Here is a 20,892-nt window from a genome sequence, read left to right on the forward strand (position 1 = left end):
AAATAAGAAAAGAAAATTGAAGAGAACCATTTGATTAATTAATGATGTGTACTTCTTAAACTAATGAGTGCGATACTTTAATAAGAGGTATCGTATTTTCTAATTGAGCTCCCATGAAAATTAAAAAAGCTCAAAATCCAGAAAAAACCACAACAAAATAGACCCAGTAAAAACGCTTTTTAAAAATAGGTTGAGCCTTATGAGTGATCTAATTGAGTTTGGTAAATCGTTAAACAAAAACCTCCAATCATTGCAAATTAAGTAAAGGCTAGCGCGACGATCAAAAAAGGATTAATCTCCCATGAGTGCTACCCATAAAGGGCGCGACAGTCGGTGGTACACCGTGGTCGTCGGAGTCAGACTAACGGATGGGCTCAAAGGTACCATAGTTCAACGACATTCTTCGCCAGCCATTAAAACATTATCGACATAGAGACCAATTTTCATTCTCTGTGGTGAAGCGCTGATATTTGCGCTGATTGCTAACGGGTGCTTTAGCTGAAAACAGGAGCTGTTTTTAAGGCAGCACATTCTTTATGTACCAGCATTTTAGTTGAAGAAAAAAATGATTTGATTAGTGTTGAATTAAAAACTAAATACCCTAACTATAGCTTATACCAAGGCGTAACTGCCGGGCAGGAACAAATATTTAGACAGTTGGTCAGAATATATTGAATAAGAAAAAAGAGTCGGCAAAGCACTCTCCTCTAAAATTCCCCGTGTTTAACTTAATAAGTATTTATTCAATGCTTGTTGTAAAGTTCCTAATGTTTGTGCTTTTTCATTTAATCTTATTCCTACGTTTATCATACTACTAACCACTTCAGCTCTTAACCCGGTAATCACAGTGGTACATCCCATTAATGAAGTGCCGTCTATAATCTTCATTAAATGATCAATTACATCGGCCTCGATTTCCATAATTCCAGATAAGTCCATAATCAATGTTTGAATACGTAATTTTCCAATCTCTATTAAAACTTTTTCCTCGAGAATATTCGTTCGGTAAAGATCAACCGCACCAATAAGAGGCAAAATACATATAGTGGGTGTTATTGGTATTATAGGCACTGAAAGATTTTCAACCAATTCTTTTTGAGCCATTATCAACGAATCTTTGTATTGAGAATATGTAATAAAAAAAACATTTAAAAATCTGTCTACCTGATTATTAACTTGTTTTTCTACCGAAAAAAATTCTTCAGTAATAACCTTATTCTTTACCTCGTTATATTCTTGTAGGGACCTCCACAAGGTCCTTCGAATGGCTTGCACCCACTCTAATTTGAAAGTTAATGGAATTGCGTGTGTCGCCCAAGCTATACCTTCTTGTGTAGCAAATGATTGAAGCTCCTGTTCTTTAGCCTCAATAATGTATTGAATCAGCCTATGGGCATTATTTATCAGGTCAATATTACCGATCGTTAAAATTTCTTCAATTTTTTCTTTCACATTAGATGCTTCGTTTAATAATGAATTTTCAAAATCCGCTTTATTTTCTTGGATGAATTCCAGTAATTTATATGTATCTAGTGACCCCTTCATAATTTAATCCCCCTATTTTTTATATACCAAAACCTTAATTACCCTGTAATTATAATTACTAAACCCGTTTACACTATAATAAGCTTCTACTTTAAAGGGAAAATGGATGTATTTATGTTAATTGAATCTTGTTAAGATTTTTACTTAAACTAACGGGCGTTATCTGAAGATCAGAGCTCTCTTTAAGGCAGCTTTTTCTTTATGCAACTAAAGGGGCAGGTAAGTTTAACAATGGGATTTATAAGTCTTACATTTTACAACGTAGTCAGGCCCCCCATCAACCATTATGAGGGGGGGCTAATTTAATTTTTTTATATTAACAAATTAGGTAGAGCTAATCTGCAAATTTACACTCCAACCAAGTACTGTTCCAACCGTAGGTTAAGAAAATAAGTGTTATTATATTGGCTACATATCGTTAAAAATCAGACTTTATTATTGTATTTAATGCTTTTTTTAGTACTACTTTATCATTATCCGACAAGTTTTGAAGAACCTTATTATTCAACTTAATTGTTGCAGCTTCAACTTCATCTCTGATTTCTTTAGATTTTTGAGTAGCCATCACTAAAACATTTCTACGATTTTTTGGATCTACCGAACGTTCTATTAATTCAGCTTTTTGCATTTTATCTAATATCCCAGAGACAGTAGGGGCTTCTAAATATACCATTTCTCCAATTTGTTTAGGGGATAATTGTCCTTCTCTCCACAAACAATTCAACACACCATATTGAGCTGGTGTTACTCCAAATTCCTCTAAAAGCTTGCTGAAATATTTAAAAACTTTATTCTGACTAGCACTTAGTAAAAAGTTCATGCAATCTTTTAATTCCATAGTATCTCCTCCATATTGACATTACCTATAATATCATGTTAGTTTTTGTAATGAAACATTTTTGTTGCAAAAATGTTTTGTATCAAAAAGGAGGTAGATATCTATGAATACATTCAAGGCAATTATTGTAAAAGAAAAACATGATCAAGTAATTTATGGTTTGGAAGATGTTAATCTTGACAGTCTTTCGGACGGCGAGGTTTTAATTAAGGTGTCATATTCTTCAATAAACTATAAGGATATGTTAGCTGTTCAAAAAAATGGAGGAGTTATTCGGAATTACCCAATGATCCCCGGAATTGATTTAAGTGGAACCATTGTTCATACAACAGATAATCGTTACACAGAGGGACAGAAAGTTGTTGTTACAGGTTTTGCTATGGGGATGAGCCATACAGGAGGATTTGCAGAATATGCTAGAGTCCCTGGAGATTGGATTGTTCCTATGCCAGTCAACTTATCCTTAAAAGATGCTATGGTTTTTGGAACAGCAGGGTTTACGGCTGCCCTTTCTATCATAGCTTTAGAGGAGAAAGGTATGGATATAATTAAAAACCCTAGGATTCTAGTCACTGGTTCAACTGGTGGAGTAGGTAGTATTGCTTTACAAATTTTATCTAAAATTGGTTACAAAAATATTGCTGCTTTAGTTCGAAAAGAACACCAAATAGAGGTAGCTATATCTTTAGGAGCTACCGATGTCATTTTTGTAAATGAATTAGGAGTGCAAAATAAACCATTAAATAAGCAAAAGTTTGACTTTGTCCTAGATACTGTTGGTGGGGAAATTGCTTCTGTATTAATTCCTCAAATTTCTTATGGTGGAAGTATGAGTATGTGTGGGAATGCAGGTGGTATAAAACTAACATCAACAGTATTGCCGTTTATACTTAGAGGAATTAACCTTTTGGGAATTGATTCTGTAAATGTACCAATCAAAGACCGTGGTTATATTTGGGAGAAAATAGCGAATGAATGGAATATTTCTCAAACTACTCTAATAAGTGAAATTTCACTTGAAGAATTACCTCAAACGATTGAAGCGATTAAAAATGGTCACCATTTGGGAAGAACAATTATTAAATATTAAAAAACATTTAACCTTTTTCAAGAAGTAAACAACGCTTATCTTAGTTAGCTGAAGATCAGAGCTGTCTTTAAGTCAGCTTTTTCTTATGGAACCATCGGGGCAGCTAGTTGAAGAGTACATAAGGAGTTATTCAACAATTGGGCCAGATTGCGAAGGAAGAATTGCTGACTTTACAAAAGGTAAATTAGTAAGGATAAATAGTGGTGAACCGAAAAGAAGGCGCTTTTAAGTGAAACTATTATTTGGAATTTAATGCATAATATTGGAACCAATGCCCATTTCAAACGTAAGTAATGTAAAAGACTTAAATATTACATGGAGGGAAGTTTTATGCAAGTTCCAAAGACTTTCTCCATTATGAATACAGCAAGAGATGAAGTAGCACTCATTACGAAAAAGGTGTTCAGCATTTTACCAAAGTTTTGGTTGAGGTGAATGGTCGAGAGGTATTAACAATAAAGAAGGAATTTCTTCTTAAAAGCACGATATACAATTGATGCGGCAGACATTGAAGTACATGGTAATTGGTTGGATATGGATTTTCAAGTTTTACAGCATGGTAAAATCGAGGTGAAGTGGGCAAGGAGTGGTTCACTTGGGGCGATAGCTACAGGTTCAAATAATAGATGAAGAGATGGAAACCATTATTATTGCACTCGTTGTTGCAATTGATTGTGTGAAGGCTGATCAAGCAGCTGCTTCATCAGCAGCGTCGATTTAAAGTAGAAGTGTAAAATAAAAAGGCTGACAGTTTTTAAAAAATCACAGCTTGAATATGTGCGGTGAATCGTATCATAAGTATATGAGGTTTTTATTCTATACAAAGAAATAAATGACACCTAGACTGCACTATGTCTAGGTGTCATTTATTTTGTCATGAGATGTATCCGAGGTCTAAAGAAACGGTGTTAGGAAATTTTGTCCTTGTAAAGAGCTTCACTCAAGTTAGTTTCATTGTTTTGGTCACTTGATTTGGATTTATAAAAATCTTGTTTATCCAAGAATACGGTGGCCAAGGTACCCCCAACCAGACCCCAGAATGGTGCTCCAATATGGAGAATAGAGATCCCAGAGATTGTGATTATAAAGGAAAAGAGGGCGCCTGATTTGAATGGACCAGAGAAACTCATTTTCAAAGAGTCAACCAGTACACTAATCATGGCAACGCCACCTAGTAATTGAATTAATGAGGTAGGAATGACATATGGAATTTGCGAAGCTATTGGAGAGAAAAGAGCTAATAGACAGGATAATACTCCTAATACAATAGCAGCGACATACCTATGTTCAAGTTTGCCTGATTCTTTATTAACAAGTAAGCCCGTCATGGGACCTGCAATACAGGCTGGGTGACCCCCAAAAAAAGCATTTATAATGGTACCGATTCCGCTCCAATTGGTCATGGCATTGATCGGTGGACGATAGCCATGGGTCTCTAACATAGCAATCCCTTGGGCATTTTGAATGGCAATAACCGTTAAGAGTAATGGAATGACAAGTTCCCCTACAACGGAAAAACTAAATGATGGAATTATAAAATGGGGAATGCCCATTGTTATATGGATAGGCTGTACAGAAACGTTCGGCAAAAATTTAAGACAAAGAATTGCTGCAATGATCGCTCCTAATATAGGCGGAAACTTTTTTGAAAATCGTAAGAAAAAAGAAAGAGCAAGAAAGACAAGTAAAGGGATTCCGTTGAGTAAAGGATTTTTTACAACCGAGCCGATCATTTCAGTTCCGAAAGGGAGTAAGACGCCTGACACCATCCCCATCATAACTGGCATAGGCAAAACCTTCATCAATTTTGTAACAAGGCCAGATAATCCTAAAAGAAAAATAAGGATCCCGGTTATAATATAGGCACCAACCACTTGGTTGAAAGAATAATGGGTTAAGCTTGAGCCGACAAGAATGGCTCCAGGTATTGAAAAGGCATAGCCTATGGGTTGCCCATAATATAAGGAAACGATGAGCGTTAGGAGTCCCCCCATTCCATAAATGGCGAAAATCCATGAGCTGGTTATGCTACCAGACAAATGACCTTTTGCAGCAGCTTGTAAAACAATTAATAATGGTCCTGCTGAACCAAAAAGCCAGGCCACAAATCCATTCGATATATTCCCAACTGATAAAAGCTTTGGAAATTGTATGGTATTTTTTTTGAACAACAAAGTCACTCCCCTTCAACTTATGAATTACACTACATCGTAGTGTATACTTAATTTATCAATACTTAAAATATCTGTTTTATCTTTTTACTATATCTTTTAGGTATGATGGAGGTTTCATCTTGGATATTCGACAGTTAAAATACTTTGTCACTATAGCAGAAGAAGGTAAGATCACGACAGCTGCAAAGAAATTAAATATTGCTCAACCCCCTTTGAGCAGACAACTCAAACAAATGGAAGAAGAGCTAGGCGTCATTTTATTTGATCGAGATAACAAAAGTCTTAATTTAACCTTGGAGGGGGAAAGATTACTTCTTCGAGCAAAAGAACTTTTAAATAAACTTGATGAAACAATGGTAGAAGTTCAAGAATTGAGGAAAGACACCAGTGGGATTTTATCTGTTGGATCCAATCTTTATTGTGCATCTTTAATTCTTTCCAAGGTGGTAGATATTCGTGAGAAAAATCCTGGTCTTACTTTCAAAGTATGGGAAGGTGAAACGATTCATCTCATAAAAATGTTATCTAAACGTCAGATTGAGATTGCGATAACAAATAGTCCAATAACGGAAAAAAGTATCTCTCAAATGACATTGGAAAGTGACCCATATGTGCTTGTTTTGCCTGAAAAATGGACGTGGAGTGGATCAGAACAATGCAGGTTAGAGGAAATCATCGATTTGCCATTGATTCTTCTGCGACCAAACTATGGTTTAGGTGCGTATGGACAAATTGTCAATGAATTTCAACGGTTAGATTTAGAACCAAATATACTGTGCGAATGTCAGGATTTAATTATGTTACTTGGTCTCGTTTCATCGGGGTTTGGTGCAACGATCTTACCGCTCTCGTTATTATCCCTCCATTCATTGGGAGGATTGAGAGTCATTCAGCTAAAGGATCAGACCTTAATATCTGAACCCAAAGTAATTTGGAGGAAGAATAGTTATTTATCAAAAGCAGCAAAAGAATTTTTAAAACTTTTTTAGACACCAAAATTATTTATTCAAAAGTAAAAGACTTCAACGTTGAAAAATGGCAAATAAAATGAAACAGGTATTAGTTTTGACTGTGGTAAAGTAGATCTTTAAATGAAAAATAAAATATATCATGGTTTTATAACCTCATTTAGATTCGTTACGGGGAACCGTATCATAAGTAAATGAGGTTCTTAAATAATCTATATTAAATGAATATCCGCCCACTTTATAGGCTTCTAAAAATTCTTACTTATGCTCAGGATGAAAAAGTTACACTAAACTTAAAAATACTCCCCTTTAAAGGAGACAGATTTATTTTCTAACCAGGCTGCTGGACGGGAGCAAATCATAATAGTTTTTATGTTAGTTCTAAAATTGACTGCAAACATAAATTCAGATGCTCTCATTCCCCGTCTTTGGAGAAACATGGAAGTTTGAATCACTTTATCGAAACTCCCATGTTTCTCCTGGACTAATAAACCCACAGCATCCATCACGATAGAAAATTTATCAAGAACCATGCACTACAAAAAATTTTCATCATATATAGGTGATATCCGTTCGGATTTGATGAGGAGGATATCATGCAACCTATGTTACCTATGGAAAAATATTTTGGGCAGTTTGAACTGGTGCATGCTTTTTATGGGGCTATGCCTACAGGTGTCAGCGTTTCCGAAACCGGTCGTATTTTTGTATGCTTTCCGAAATGGGGAGACGACGTTCAATTTACTGTGGCGGAAATTGTTGAGGGTGAATTGCAGCCTTATCCCAGTGTAGAAACCAATTTAGTTAATACTGGGAATATTACGATGTCTTTCGTCAGTGTCCAAAGTATCGTTGCTGATGGAAGAGGAACACTTTGGGTACTAGATACAGGGGCACCAAATTTTTCTGAACCTATTCAAGGGGGAGCAAAATTAGTTGCTGTTGATTTAAGCACGAATACAATAAGGAGAGTATATACCTTTACAGAAGATGTTGTCTTGCCAACAACTTATCTGAATGATGTCCGTTTGGATTTTCGGGTTGGAAGAGCAGGCTATGCATATATAACGGATTCTTCTTCCAGAGGGCCAGGGGCTATTATCGTCGTAGATTTAGAAAATGGGAACGCGTTTAGACGGTTAAATGGGGCAATATCAACTTCACCTGATCCCTATTTTTTACCGAAAGTAGAAGGTGAAATTTTGATGAATCGAAACCCGGACGGCTCGACTTTCCCATTTAGATTGGCTTCCGATAGTTTAGCGATTTCTCCTGATGGAAAGGTTTTATTTTATGCTCCGCTAACCAGCCGTCAGCTGTTCTCGATCTCAACAGAAGCCCTAAGAGACAGAAGGATACAGGACCTGAATTTATCCCAATATGTGCAGTATTGGGGGGAAAAAGGTGCGTCTGATGGAATGGTCACCGGCGCAAAAGGAACCGTTTATGCGGGAGACTATGAAAACAATAGTATCCGGAAGATATTGCCGAATGGCGCAATGGAAACCATCGCACATGACCCGAGAATTTTATGGCCGGATACTTTTTCGATTGGCCCCAATCAATACTTATATGTCATTGTGAATCAATTACATCGGCAGGCGAGATTTCATTATGGAAGAGATCTGCGAGAAAAACCATATAGTTTACTTCGTATGAGAATTGATGAATTCCCTGCTCCTACCTTTTCATAGTAATCGTAAACGAAGGTAGCTATCCCCCATCAGGGAGCTGCCTTTTTTGTCAGATATTCCCCCCCAACTGTCCTATAATAAAGAAGTGACTTAACTCAAATTGAAAAGCCTGCTTCATCTTAGATTTAAAAATATAAATAAAGCACCATAGGCATGAAGCTACATAAGTATCAACTTACGGTAAGAGGAAAAATTTTGAACAAAACTAGGAGGTAATCATGGGAAGATTAGTTCACTTCGAAATTCATGTGGATGACATGGAACGGGCAAAGAAATTTTATGGTGAGGTATTTGGATGGTCATTTCAAGATTGGAGTGATTTCGCAGGAATGCCTTACTTGGGAGCGGGGACTGGCGATGAGAATGAACCTGGGATTAATGGTGCTTTGATGCAGCGTCAAAGTCCTCTCCCGGAAGCAGGCCAAGCTCTTAATGGGTTTGCTTGTACAATGGGTGTCGATAATTATTACGAAGCGGAAGCCAAATTCGTAGTAGATGGTGGCGGCGAGGAGCGCCGCCATAGGAGTTTCTTATGGAACTAGCGGGTGCGTCAGTTCATTAAAAGATAAAAGGAGAGTACATATTATACATGGCTAATATGTGTTCTCCTTTATTTATTAAGGTTTTTTATAATTTAGGTCTTGATAAGCGGAGCATTCCGCCTCTCGTAGAATATATATAATCAAATAAATAGTGAAGGTGATTTTACTTTATCTGAAGAAATTCTAGAGGAAAAAAGGAATATGACACCATAATTATTTATGACTACGAAGATTATCCTGACATCGTTAGTGGTCGCTATGACAATTGCGGTAACACTTAGTTTGAAAGTTCGGTTAAATATATTCGTAAATGCAGAGAGTGTGGCATGAAGAAATCGATTTAACCCTATTAAGAAAGAAGTAAAATTAGTTAAAACACAACAGCTTATAGATTGGAGCATCTACATTACCATTATTCCTCTGTTTTGCTAAGGACTTTCTATAATATACCCCTAAAAAAAGCAATGTATCTCAAGTTCGAGAAATTCATTGCTTTTTTTCCATTTGCCCGTACCTCTGTGTAATCTGTCTGTTTTCACATCCATGAGTTGACTTTATTGTTGAGGAAGGTTTAGGGCTGTATTTGCTGTATTTAAATCAACTTGTAATTGTTCACTTAAATCATGTGGATGATAGTAACCTTTTGAAATCATATAGTTACTTATCTCTCCGTGTCTTTCTACAGCGACACGAAGCTGTTCTCTTAAGGCTGCTTTCAATTCAGGTGTTTTTGTTTCTGTAATGGCAAATGCAATATTTCTAATTCCTGATTTTGCGGATATTAAGAAGTCCGTTGCAATCACCTGATCAGTCATGCCACCCATCCCCGCCATATTTTGCAAAAAATTTGTCATTACTGTTCCCCTCGATTTGTCAGAATTTCCTGCAGTTTATGAATATCTTGTGTCCCAGTGCTCATGTCTTTTAATAGAATATTTTGTAGTTCTGTATCCTGCACTAAACTGCTCATTGAAGAGGACTTTGTTAGACAAAGACTCTTGAAAGTTAAAATTTCGTGCGCCTCTAAAGTTTCATGCAGTCCTAAATTTTTGGTCATGATTTTTCACTCCATTTCTTTGAGAATTCACTTACATATCTTTCGTAATACAAAAGTTTTTATACATCATCATTTGCAAAGGTAACGTATATTTTGCGATAAAAACTACCTATCGGTCAATATTCCGTATAACAAACAGATGAACTGGGAAAGGTATTTTTGTTATATAGATTAGGGAGGTTAACGTATGGAAAATGAAAGCTTGGCATTTCATGAAACCATGGAAACGCATGAAATTTTAAATTTTAAAACAATAGGTTTAATGAGATCTAAATTAATGCAAGGAATTTGCTTTGACAATGACTTAAAAGCATTAATGGAAAAAGACGTACAACAATCTATAGCTGCTATAAACGAGCTAAAGGGTTTTTATAAAGAAGCCCGAACAAACTATGAAAAATGAGGTGAAATTTAAATGGAAATGGATTTTTTAGATCCTCAAGGCGCTGAACATATGCCGGAAATGGCTGATTCCTCTTTCGCGTTAGATTTTCTACTCTCTATCAAAAGTGGGATTCATACTTATGGTATTGCATTATCTGAAACAGCGAATCCCGCATTGAGAAAAGCATTGTACCAGCAAATGGAGCAATCTATTGACTTACATGGTGAGTTATCCGATTTAATGATCAGGAAGGGCTGGCTTTATCCGAACGATGTAGGTAAACAGGTGGAATTAGATTTGAAATCAGCCGATATGGCGGTTAGTATCGCTGGAATGAATCTTTTCCCGAATGATACTGACAGACTCGGCATGTTCGCAACGCCGAATAAATAAAGGAGGAAAAGCATCATGAAAGCCGTAACTTACCAGGGCAATAAAAATGTACAGGTTAAAGAAGTTAAAGACCCTAACATCAAAAATTCGGATGATATTATTGTAAAAGTCACTACTTCAGCGATTTGCGGCTCCGATTTGCACTTAATTCATCAATTAATTCCCAATATGCCTACAGATTATGTCATTGGTCATGAGCCGATGGGGGTTGTTGAGGAAGTTGGACCAGGGGTAACTAAGGTAAAGAAGGGAGACCGGGTCATTATCCCCTTTAACGTTAGCTGCGGGAGCTGCTGGTATTGCGACCACGACCTTACAAGTCAGTGCGATAATTCAAATCCTCATGGGGAAATGGGTGGTTTTTTTGGATACTCAGAAACAACTGGTGGGTATGCTGGCGGGCAAGCTGAATATATGCGTGTTCCTTATGGAAACTTTACCCCTTTCAAAATCCCAGAAGACTGCGAGGTAGAAGATGAAAAATTGGTGTTGCTCGCTGATGCAGCATCCACAGCATTCTGGAGTGTAGATCACGCAGGTGTTAAATCTGGCGATACGGTTATCGTTTTAGGCTGCGGTCCTGTAGGTCTACTTACTCAAAAATTCGCTTGGTTTAAAGGGGCGAAAAGAGTGATTGCTGTCGACCATCTCGACTATCGTTTAGAGCATGCAAAAAGGACGAATAAAGTCGAAACCGTAAATTTTGCACAATATGAAAATACTGGCGAATACCTTAAAGAAATCACTAAAGGTGGTGCAGATATCGTTATTGACTGTTCCGGGATGAGTGGCAAAATGACTCCGATGGAATATCTTGCATCGGGTCTTAAATTACATGGGGGAGCCATGGGAGGGATTGTAATTGCGTCTCAAGCCGTGCGTAAGGCGGGAACTATACAAATAACAGGCGTTTATGGCGGCCGTTATAATGGATTCCCCCTAGGAGATATTTTCCAAAGAAACGTGGAAATTAAAACAGGTCAGGCTCCTGTTATTCCTTATATGCCCTACCTTTATAAACTAATATCAGAAGGAAAAGTAGATCCTGGCGATGTTGTAACCCATGTACTTCCAATTGACCAAGCAAAGCATGGGTATGAAGTATTTGATACAAGGACAGATGGATGTATTAAAGTGGTCCTTAAGCCATAAAGATGGTTGTTTTCATTTGGAAAAATAGATTTGAAGGTATCAAACCCTTTTTTAACTTTTGGAAGTGATTTTTACTTCTGGTTTAAATACGCATAGAAGAAGATTTAAGAAAAGTGAACACCCCTGTCTTGAGAGCTACATTTACCTTATTCAAATTAAGTACCAGAAAAGACGATTTTACCCCACGTTAAGGGAAAATCGTTTTTTTTGTGCTCTAAGCTATCTTTTTTCAAAGAGTTTTTTTCATTAAGTAAAACCCACGACCTACAAAAACTATAAGGGGCAAATTAGTTATAGGGTTTTCGTTATTTTTTACTTCTTTCGTTTGGATTTTTCACATATACTTTTTCTTTTCTTTGGAGATCAAAATCAGAAAAGGTTATAGCAGTAAGTAGATTCATTCAGCGAATCATTCGGCATATACTCTTTCATGGTAAAATCCCTATCAATTGTTATAGGGGTTTTAGTTTGTTGCTTTGATTTAGCAAATGTTTTTTTTGCAAATTCAATCGATCCATCATCTTTCAAAACAAGAGAAGCATCAAAAGGCTTCTTTTCTTTTGTCTTCGGTTTCATCCCTTTGATCACACTTGTTTTCTTCTTGGTGCATAAATCTTTCACATGTTTTTCTGTCCCTTTTTTTCCAAGCATTTGAGATGGGAATGTCTGTTTACACCCACTTGAATATTCCGGAAATTTGATCAAAGCGATTACGATGACTGATATCCGAAGAAGATTATCCTCAATAGCTTCCAAGTATTATCTTTTTGTCCTCTCCAATAAACGATCTATGGAATCCTGTATGTGGCTGGAGATCGCAATCTCGGCTCTGTATACATCCCTTGTCCGGATGGCCTCAATGATTTCCATATGTTCCGATGGTGCGTCTTTTTGGTCGATCTCACCTTTGACGTGATAAAACCGGCCTATATGAAGATGACAGTGCATGCCTTTATATGCTTCAAATAAAAACGGGTTTCCTCCAGCGTTCATGATGGCATGATGAAATTGTTGATCTAAATGAGTAAAATCTAGTATTTTTTTGTTGGAAGCACCTGTGTTTGTGGAAAACATTTCATCTGTAAGCGCGGCCATTTCTTCCGTCACGCTTACATTATTTAAGCGGATAATATTCCGGACCGCATGCGTCTCCAGTAATATCCGGGCCTCTAACATTTTCGCCATATTTTCAGTATCTAATATGTCACTGACCCGATACCCCTTATTTGGTTCTAAGATGACTAAGTTCTCAGAGTTCAGACGAGATAATGCTTCTCTGAGAGGTATGGCGCTAATGTTGATTTCCCGGGTTAAATGGCTGATATTGATTTTTTGTCCCGGCGATAAATCCCATTCAAAAATCTTTTCTTTTAATAAATTGTAGACATATTCCGTTGTTTCTCCGCGTTCTTTTTCCTTTATCATCGAAATGCCCCTAACTTAAAAAAATTCTATGAGAACGAGTGTTATTTCATATAGATGTAACAACTTAAATTAAAACTGAAGCAGCTTTCGGCTTGTTGACCCTATCAATAAGATAAGGCGAAACCATATTGATATCAAGAATAGAGAGTTTAGAAGTAGACTCCATAGTCTGCTGGAAAGCTACAAAAATATATCCTCATCACTGATGATTATATATTATATTTGATGGATTTTGAATAGATTATATATAATATTTTAAAAATAATCATGAATTATTTAATCTATCTATATTATTCGAAGTGAAAAACATTGTAATAGCAAGGTTTATATAAAAAAACTGAATATTTTTAATTTTAAACATTTACATAATCGTATATTATATGATATATTTTTGGAAATGATTACATACTATTTTTGGGCAGGATTCTACAATAATCAGTTACTAAAGAGTGTTGATGGGCAGGGAAAATCTTAAGTTTAAAATGGAAGCGCTTTATTTTAGGCGTTTTACTGATGAATTTGTTGAATCTATTAGCAGATAACTGTGAAGTGAAAAAATGTGGTCGTTATTTTTCAAAGGAGGAATCTTCAATGAGCACAACGCTGAGTAGAAAAAACGCATTTTATGGCCATTTCATAAATGGGCAATGGATATCCGATCAAAATACAATCGCTGTTATTAACAAATATAACAAAGAAGAAATTGCCCAGATCGGCAGGGCATCACGGAAAATGGTTTCTGATGCGGTAACCAATGCCTTGGAAACGTTTAATACGAGAAAGCTAGATTCCAATCAACGCTACGAGATTCTAATGCGTGCAGCGGATATCGCTAAAGAGAGAAAAGAAGAGCTGGCGATGATTCTGGTTCAGGAAGTCGGTAAAGTATTGAAGGATGCCAGAGGGGAAATCGATAGAGGAATCCAAACGATGATAGCTTCAGCGGAAGAAGCAAAACGGATTGCCGGTACAGGCGTTCCTTTGGGGCAGTCTGGAAACGACAATAAGATGGCTTTCACCATCAGGGTTCCTGTTGGGGTTATCGGTGCGATCACCCCGTTTAATTTCCCATTCAATCTCACCATACACAAGGTAGCTCCTGCGTTGGCAGCGGGAAATACAATCGTGTTGAAGCCGGCTGAAATGACGCCACTCATTGCATGCAAGATCGCAGAAATTTTTTCTGAAGCTGGATTGCCTGCAGGTTTTCTGAATGTGGTTAACGGGTTTGGGCAGGAAACAGGTCAATACCTTTTGGAGGATGAACGAATTGCAATGTTCACTTTTACAGGGAGTCCCGGTGTAGGTCGGCATATTAAGAGCAGTACGGGAATTCGTAAGGTTACTTTGGAATTAGGGAATAACTCCCCAAACATCATTCACAAGGATGTCCATGATTTAGACAGAGCAGTTGAGCTCTGTGTCACACGAGGGTATGTGAATGCAGGGCAAGCCTGCATCTCAGTACAGCGAATCTACGTTCATAGAAATATCTGCGATACGTTTGTGGAGAAGGCAGTCAAGGTGGCACAGGGCTTGAAGGTCGGTGATCCGGAAGATTCTTCCACGGACATTGGCCCTATGATTTCCGAGAAAGAAGCAAGGCGTGCGGAAGAATGGATCCAGGAAGCCAGGCGTCTTGGGGCCAAAGTGGTATATGGAGGGAAAAGGCGGGATTCGATTCTAGAACCTACTATATTAATAGATGTGAAACCGGAAATGAAGGTAGTCTGCCAGGAAGTGTTCGCACCGGTGATTAGCATCATTCCTTTCGATAGCATCGAGGAGGCTTTCCGTCAGGCCAATGATACGAAGTTCGGCTTACAAGTTGGTTTATTTACATCCGATATCACTTTAGCCATGCGGGCAACACAGGAACTCCATTTTGGCGGTGTAATCATCAATGATGTTTCTACATACCGTGCCGACATTATGCCGTACGGCGGAGTGAAGGACAGCGGAATTGGCAAAGAGGGACCGCATTATGCCATGCAAGAAATGACAGACGAAAAACTTGTCGTCATCAATCTTTAGACTTTGGAGGTAAGGAATATGAGAAATACATGGGATTTTTATTCTACCGAAAGAATCGTATTTGGAAACGGGGCAATCGGGCAATTGGATGTGATCCTTCAAAGATTAAAGGCAAAAAACATCTTGCTCGTTACTGACCCAGGGATCAAAAATGCAGGAATCGTAGACAGAATTTCATCGTTGTTGGAACATGCAAATTACGAAACAGTTATCTATGACCAGGTCGTACCGGAACCTCCGGTAGATTCGGCGATGGACTGTTATAAGTTTGCTAAATCTCAAATGGATATTGATGCAGTAATTGGCCTTGGCGGAGGAAGCAGCATTGATATGGCGAAGATTGTCGCTTTGTTGGTCGCCCATGGCGGACATCCCCTGGACTATTATGGCGGAGAAAACCAGGTTCCTGGACCCATCGCCCCTCTTGTAGCGATTCCGACGACTGCTGGAACCGGTTCAGAAGTGACATCTGTAGCGGTGTTGACCGATGTGGAAAATAACCTGAAAGTTGGTATCTCGGATAATTACCTAAGACCAACCGTTGCTCTACTTGATCCAGAATTAACGTTAGGGCTTCCTGCTTATGTAACAGCTTGTTCCGGAATTGATGCTTTGTCACATGCGATAGAGGCATACACAGCCAAACCTTCTGCATATATCCAGGCAGAAGGAAGCATTTTATTCCAAGGTTCAATCCCCATAAGCGATGCACTCGCCTTCAGAGCCATTGAATTGATTGCAAAAAACCTGCCGCTTGCGGTGCAGCAAGGGAGCAATCTCGAGGCCCGTTCCAATATGCTAATGGGCAGCCTGCTTGCTGGAATGTCCTTTTCAAATGCAGGTACAGCAGCAGCCCATGCATTGGCTTACCCAATCGGAGGACTTGTGAAGTCACCGCATGGAGAGGTGACCGGGCTCTTGCTTCCATATGTCATGGAATATAATGCAACTGTAGAAACAGAAAAAATGGTGAGGATTTCCCAGGCATTCAATGTGAACACGGATGGCCTCTCCGATAAGGAAGCCGCTTTGGCTGCATCAAAAGCTGTGCTTACCCTGCTTGGGGAAATTGGACTGCCTACAAAGCTGACGAAGATTGGGGTCAAAGAAGAGGATATTCCCGAAATTGCTGAGAAGACCCTCCAAATCGATCGCCTGATTCGGAATAACCCAAGAGTGCCAACCCAGCGCAGTTTAGAAGAATTACTTAGAAAAGCTTTATAGATTGCTTGAAGGTAGGGTGTCCATGAAAGTTTAAGCATCATAACCATTCATGATGGATCTGCAGACCGGGGCGGAAAGGGTTTCACTATCTAATAGAATATAAATGGAGAGGAAGATGAAAATGTCTCTTATGCCTTTTACATATAGTATGCCGACACGGGTGGAATGCGGTAACGGAATATCTGGAAAAACAGGGGAACTCATTAAGGATTTAGGTGTATCGAGTGTGCTGATCGTAACAGATAAAGGGGTAAGAGGAGCCGGTCTCTTACAAGGCATTGAAAAATCCCTTGCTTCGGCAAACCTTTATTTTGAGATTTACGATGAGGTAGAGCCTAATCCATCAGCTCAAACAATCCAACAGGGGACAGTGTATCTTAAGCAACAAAAGATGGAGGCGGTTCTGGCTGTAGGAGGAGGAAGCAGCATTGACACAGCCAAGGGCATCGCGGCAATGGCTACTAATCCCGGCCATATCCTGGATTATGAAGGGGTTGGAAATATTTCCAATCCTCCGCTCCCGATCATAGCAATCCCGACTACGGCTGGAACTGGCAGTGAAGCTACTAATTCAACAGTGGTAACGAATAAGGACACCTCTTTTAAATTAGGAGTACTTAGTTCACTTTTGTTTCCAAAGCTAGCTATATTGGATCCTGCCCTTACATTAAATTTACCTCAAGAGATTACTGCAGCTACTGGTATGGATGCTCTGACGCATGCAATTGAATCTTACACCTCCAAATCTGCCAACCCTGTCAGTAAGGCTTTCGCGATGCAGGCCATTAAGATGATCGGTGAAAATTTAACACGATCGTACTTTGTGGGAACGGACATGGAAAGCAGGGAAAACATGCTTGTAGCCTCCCTGTTAGCTGGTGCAGCCTTTTCACAATCCCGACTGGGTAATGTACACGCCATTTCCCATACATTTGGAGGAGTCTTTAATATCCCGCATGGCATCGCAAATGCAGCACTATTGCCATTCGTCATGAGATTCAACCTGCCGGCATGTGAGGATCAGTATAGAGAAATTGCAATAGCTTTAGGAAGGGATGTAAGCGGTTTATCCAATGCACAAGCAGCCGAGAAAGCAATCGAAACCATCATCGAAATGAATCGGAGCATGAATATTCCTCTTAATATTAAAGAGCTTGGAGTCTCTTTGGACGTTTTGCCGAAATTAGTGGAAGATTCCATGCGAAGCGGTAACGTGGTCGTTAATCCAAGGCTGACGAAGGCATCGGATATCCAACTGATTATAGAGAAGGCTTATGAGGGGGACTTTGAAGGTTTTAATAATGGTAATCGAAATGCAAGCAGTGCAAAAAATTCAGAAACGGCCATCGTGAATGTATAAAAACCATTCAATTTGAAAATCACCTGAAATTTCAGGGGATTTCGAATCAGTTTCCCCTTTTTAACTTTTTTCGGACACATGGATTTCCCGCAGCATTTTTCTACCTGAATATAATTATCTAATGAGGTGACGTATGAAAAAGACCAATGGAAGATGGCTTGTAGTGGTACTCCTTTTCGTCGCAACAACAATCAATTATATGGATCGGGCAATTCTTGGCATTGCAGGACCCTCGATGATGAAGGATCTTTCGCTTTCGGCAGTAGAATTCGGGATATTGGGGTCAGCGTTCTTTTGGTCGTATGCCTTAATGCAGATCCCGGTCGGGGTAATCGTTGATAAATTGGGGGCACGCTTAACTTATTCGATTGCCATCGTTTGGTGGTCGCTCTGTACGGTGTTTACTGGAATGGGACGTTCGCTTGGCGGACTGATTGGTATCCGCGTTTTAATGGGAATCGGAGAGGCTCCAGCGTTTCCAACCAATACGCGCGTTATTTCAGACTGGCTGCCGTCACACGAACGGGGCATTGCAAACGGGATATTTAATTCTGGTACAGCTATCGGGATTGGCATAACGACACCCATTTTAGCATGGATCATCCAGACTTGGGGATGGCAAGCATCCTTTGCGGTAATTGGATCCATCGGTTTTGTATGGCTGGCATTCTGGTTATTCTTTTTCAAAAACCATCCAGAGCAAAGTAAGATTGCAAACGAGGCCGAAGTAGCCTATATCAAAGAGGAGCAAACTCAAACCGAAAAAGCGACGACACTAAACGTCTCACCATTTAAATTCTTTAAATTCAGAAGTGTTTACCCTATGTTATACGGCTTGTTTGCCCATAACTATCTTACTTATTTAATGATGACCTGGCTTCCCACTTATCTTGTAGTCGAAAGGCAAATGACTCTTTTAAAAGCCGGTTTTTTCACGATGCTACCTTGGATCATGTCCTTTCTGGGAAATATTCTAGGAGGGGTTTTATCGGATTTCTTGATTAAAAGAGGCTGGAATTCCATCAAAGCAAGAAAGACTGTTTTAACCATCGGCATGCTTTTTCCATTAGCTATTATACCGACTATCTATACAGACAGCGCCATAATGGCACTTACGTATATCTCAATAGCAATCGGTGGTGAAGGATTGGCTGCGGGCATCCTATGGGCTACTGTTTCGGATGTTGCTCCAAAGGGTGCGGAAGGAAAGCTTGCAGGGCTGCAAAATTTCGTGGGGAACCTCGCTGGTTGGATAGCTCCAGTTGCAACTGGGCTCTTAATAACGAAATTCAATAATTTCAATATAGCCTTGATTATACCGGTAGTCATTTGCCTTATTGCTGCTGTGGGATATACCTTCATTCTTAAAAATGAGAGGATATCCATTGACTCTGACATTGACAGAGGAACTAACGTTTCAGGACTATAAAGGTTCCTTGCCTTATGTATATATAATGAAGCGTTTTACAAATCCAACGAAAAAAAGGAGACATATTCATGCTGAAAACTAGTGGATTAGTAAATTTAACTGAACTGAAAATGTATGTAAACGGTGAATGGACTGCAGCACATAACGGAGAAACATTACCAGTAACAAATCCATCAACCGGGAAAGTGGTTGCAAGGATTCCAAATGGAGGACGCCAAGAAACGCATGTGGCAATTGCAGCTGCTGAGAAAGCATTTAAAACCTGGTCAAAATTGACAGCTCAGGAACGTAGCAAATATTTAAAAAAATTGCATGACCTTATGCATGAATATAAAGATGAATTAGCAGAAATCATGAGTCTGGAAATGGGCAAGCCCTTTACAGAAGCACAGGGTGAAGTGGATTTTGCTGCAAGCTACCTGGAATGGTTTGCTGAAGAAGGACGCCGGATTTATGGGGAAACGATCCCTGCTTCTGCTGCAAATAAAAGGCTATCGGTGATTCGCCAGCCGATTGGAGTGGTCGCTTCCATTACCCCTTGGAATTTCCCGTTGGCCATGATGACGCGGAAAGTAGGACCTGCCATGGCCGCTGGATGTACAGTCATTGTCAAGCCTGCAAAACAATCTCCTATTAGTGCGTTAGCGTTTGGTAAATTGGTGGAAATGGCGGGAGTGCCTGCTGGAGTGGTCAGTATCGTAACAGGGAGTGCCGGACCTATCTCGGATGAAATTTTTGAAAATCCGGTAGTAAGGAAAATTTCTTTTACAGGATCTACTGAAGTAGGCAAATTGCTGGTTACCAAGTCAGCCCCGCAGCTCAAGAGACTTTCCCTTGAGCTTGGAGGACACGCGCCGTTCATCGTCTTTGAGGATGCTGATTTGGAAGCCGCAGCAGCTGGTGCCGTTGCAAGCAAATTCAGGAACACTGGACAAACATGCGTTTGTGCAAATCGAATTTACGTCCAGCGTTCTGTCATCGATAAATTCTCTGCACTTTTTGTTGAAAAAGTACAAGCCCTTAAAGTCGGAAATAGCATTGATCCAACCGTTGAAGTCGGGCCTCTTGTCAGCGGTGATGGCCTGGCAAAGGTAGAGGAACATGTACAAGATGCCTTGGCAAAAGGTGCCCGCCTTCTTTGTGGTGGACAAAGGATTGAAGGGGAATTGGCTGATGGATTATTCTATGAACCTACCGTTCTAGGTGGAGTGAACAAGGATATGCTTATCACATACAAGGAAACATTTGGACCGGTTGCACCAATCATCCCATTTGATACAGAAGAAGAAGTAATCGAGCTTGCCAACAATACAGAGTACGGTCTGGCCGCTTATTTTTATACACAGAATATAAGCAGGGGAGTCAGGGTATCCGAAGCTCTGGAGTTCGGCATCATCGGCTTTAACGACGCAATTCCCACCGTTGCACAAGCTCCATTTGGCGGCATGAAAGAGAGTGGTATGGGAAGGGAAGGTGGCCATCAAGGCCTTGAAGAATATTTGGAAGAAAAATATATATCAATGGGTTTTTAAGATAGGGCAAGTAAAGGCTTGAGGTGAATTCGGATCCTTAAGCCTTTCCT

General features: G+C 39.3%; 18 protein-coding genes and 3 pseudogenes. 14 read left to right on the forward strand and 7 right to left on the reverse strand.

The annotated features are described in order from the left end of the window. Positions 1 to 723: 723 nt before the first annotated feature. Positions 724 to 1,545: an STAS domain-containing protein gene (locus tag JFU24_RS01565; protein WP_201249357.1), complete on the reverse strand. Its 822-nt coding sequence runs from the start codon at positions 1,543 to 1,545 to the stop codon at positions 724 to 726. Positions 1,546 to 1,963: 418 nt separating this feature from the next. Then, positions 1,964 to 2,383, reverse strand: coding sequence for a MarR family winged helix-turn-helix transcriptional regulator (locus JFU24_RS01570; RefSeq protein WP_056519665.1), 420 nt, complete (start codon positions 2,381 to 2,383; stop codon positions 1,964 to 1,966). A gap of 103 nt (positions 2,384 to 2,486) precedes the next feature. Here JFU24_RS01570 and JFU24_RS01575 point away from each other — a divergent pair, with 103 nt between their 5' ends. Beyond that, the gene (locus JFU24_RS01575; protein ID WP_056519667.1) at positions 2,487 to 3,473 is read left to right on the forward strand and encodes a YhdH/YhfP family quinone oxidoreductase; all 987 of its coding nucleotides are present in this window, start codon (positions 2,487 to 2,489) and stop codon (positions 3,471 to 3,473) included. Positions 3,474 to 3,782: 309 nt separating this feature from the next. Beyond that, a pseudogene (locus JFU24_RS29920) lies at positions 3,783 to 4,194 on the forward strand (LURP-one-related/scramblase family protein); the annotation flags it as partial. A gap of 187 nt (positions 4,195 to 4,381) precedes the next feature. Here the strand turns inward: JFU24_RS29920 and JFU24_RS01580 are convergent. Next, on the reverse strand, positions 4,382 to 5,644 hold the full coding sequence (locus JFU24_RS01580) for a benzoate/H(+) symporter BenE family transporter (RefSeq protein WP_201183728.1): 1,263 nt from the start codon (positions 5,642 to 5,644) through the stop codon (positions 4,382 to 4,384). 122 nt (positions 5,645 to 5,766) lie between these two features. Between JFU24_RS01580 and JFU24_RS01585 the strand changes: the two genes are divergently transcribed. The 4 genes and pseudogenes from JFU24_RS01585 (at position 5,767) to JFU24_RS29925 (ending at position 9,195) form a co-directional block, all read left to right on the forward strand. Further along, the gene (locus tag JFU24_RS01585) at positions 5,767 to 6,636 is read left to right on the forward strand and encodes a LysR family transcriptional regulator (protein WP_056519673.1); all 870 of its coding nucleotides are present in this window, start codon (positions 5,767 to 5,769) and stop codon (positions 6,634 to 6,636) included. A gap of 575 nt (positions 6,637 to 7,211) precedes the next feature. Next, on the forward strand, positions 7,212 to 8,309 hold the full coding sequence (locus JFU24_RS01590; protein WP_201183730.1) for an L-dopachrome tautomerase-related protein: 1,098 nt from the start codon (positions 7,212 to 7,214) through the stop codon (positions 8,307 to 8,309). 218 nt (positions 8,310 to 8,527) lie between these two features. Further along, positions 8,528 to 8,812, forward strand: a pseudogene (locus JFU24_RS01595) (VOC family protein); the annotation flags it as partial. 248 nt (positions 8,813 to 9,060) lie between these two features. Beyond that, positions 9,061 to 9,195 (forward strand): annotated as a pseudogene (locus JFU24_RS29925) (hypothetical protein). A gap of 210 nt (positions 9,196 to 9,405) precedes the next feature. On the opposite strand, the gene JFU24_RS01600 reads toward JFU24_RS29925, so the two are convergent. Both JFU24_RS01600 and JFU24_RS01605 read right to left on the reverse strand, forming a co-directional pair. Continuing rightward, positions 9,406 to 9,705, reverse strand: a complete 300-nt coding sequence (locus JFU24_RS01600; protein ID WP_095394806.1) for a spore coat protein — start codon at positions 9,703 to 9,705, stop codon at positions 9,406 to 9,408. Continuing rightward, positions 9,705 to 9,908: a hypothetical protein gene (locus JFU24_RS01605; protein WP_201183733.1), complete on the reverse strand. Its 204-nt coding sequence runs from the start codon at positions 9,906 to 9,908 to the stop codon at positions 9,705 to 9,707. The genes JFU24_RS01600 and JFU24_RS01605 overlap by 1 nt, the downstream gene beginning before the upstream one ends. Positions 9,909 to 10,095: 187 nt before the next feature. Here JFU24_RS01605 and JFU24_RS01610 point away from each other — a divergent pair, with 187 nt between their 5' ends. From JFU24_RS01610 to JFU24_RS01620, 3 genes are read left to right on the forward strand one after another with little or no spacing between them, the layout of a single operon-like run. Then, positions 10,096 to 10,311 (forward strand): hypothetical protein, encoded by a 216-nt coding sequence (locus tag JFU24_RS01610; protein ID WP_048682438.1) that lies wholly within the window; start codon positions 10,096 to 10,098, stop codon positions 10,309 to 10,311. 12 nt (positions 10,312 to 10,323) lie between these two features. Beyond that, positions 10,324 to 10,686 (forward strand): spore coat protein, encoded by a 363-nt coding sequence (locus JFU24_RS01615; protein WP_048682441.1) that lies wholly within the window; start codon positions 10,324 to 10,326, stop codon positions 10,684 to 10,686. A gap of 15 nt (positions 10,687 to 10,701) precedes the next feature. Next, positions 10,702 to 11,838 carry a zinc-dependent alcohol dehydrogenase gene (locus JFU24_RS01620; protein ID WP_201183734.1) on the forward strand — a complete coding sequence of 379 codons (1,137 nt, stop codon included), beginning with the start codon at positions 10,702 to 10,704 and terminating at the stop codon, positions 11,836 to 11,838. 369 nt (positions 11,839 to 12,207) lie between these two features. Here JFU24_RS01620 and JFU24_RS01625 read toward each other — a convergent pair whose 3' ends face one another. Next, positions 12,208 to 12,594 carry a topoisomerase C-terminal repeat-containing protein gene (locus JFU24_RS01625; protein WP_201249359.1) on the reverse strand — a complete coding sequence of 129 codons (387 nt, stop codon included), beginning with the start codon at positions 12,592 to 12,594 and terminating at the stop codon, positions 12,208 to 12,210. Positions 12,595 to 12,597: 3 nt separating this feature from the next. Further along, positions 12,598 to 13,263, reverse strand: coding sequence for a GntR family transcriptional regulator (locus tag JFU24_RS01630; protein ID WP_057215460.1), 666 nt, complete (start codon positions 13,261 to 13,263; stop codon positions 12,598 to 12,600). A gap of 591 nt (positions 13,264 to 13,854) precedes the next feature. Here JFU24_RS01630 and JFU24_RS01635 point away from each other — a divergent pair. The 5 genes from JFU24_RS01635 to JFU24_RS01655 all read left to right on the forward strand — a co-directional run bounded on the left by JFU24_RS01635 (position 13,855) and on the right by JFU24_RS01655 (position 20,842). Beyond that, positions 13,855 to 15,297, forward strand: coding sequence for an aldehyde dehydrogenase family protein (locus tag JFU24_RS01635; protein WP_201249360.1), 1,443 nt, complete (start codon positions 13,855 to 13,857; stop codon positions 15,295 to 15,297). Between the two features lie 18 nt (positions 15,298 to 15,315). Next, positions 15,316 to 16,521, forward strand: coding sequence for a hydroxyacid-oxoacid transhydrogenase (locus JFU24_RS01640; protein ID WP_201249361.1), 1,206 nt, complete (start codon positions 15,316 to 15,318; stop codon positions 16,519 to 16,521). A 115-nt stretch (positions 16,522 to 16,636) separates the two neighbouring features. Continuing rightward, positions 16,637 to 17,881, forward strand: a complete 1,245-nt coding sequence (locus JFU24_RS01645; RefSeq protein WP_242485228.1) for an iron-containing alcohol dehydrogenase — start codon at positions 16,637 to 16,639, stop codon at positions 17,879 to 17,881. A gap of 133 nt (positions 17,882 to 18,014) precedes the next feature. Then, a complete protein-coding gene (locus JFU24_RS01650) occupies positions 18,015 to 19,310 on the forward strand; it encodes an MFS transporter (RefSeq protein WP_201249362.1) in 1,296 nt (431 codons plus the stop codon). Between the two features lie 68 nt (positions 19,311 to 19,378). Beyond that, the gene (locus tag JFU24_RS01655) at positions 19,379 to 20,842 is read left to right on the forward strand and encodes an NAD-dependent succinate-semialdehyde dehydrogenase (protein WP_201249363.1); all 1,464 of its coding nucleotides are present in this window, start codon (positions 19,379 to 19,381) and stop codon (positions 20,840 to 20,842) included. Positions 20,843 to 20,892: the final 50 nt, after the last annotated feature.

Source organism: Peribacillus sp. TH27, from assembly GCF_016650915.1.
GTDB classification, from domain to species: domain Bacteria; phylum Bacillota; class Bacilli; order Bacillales; family DSM-1321; genus Peribacillus; species Peribacillus butanolivorans.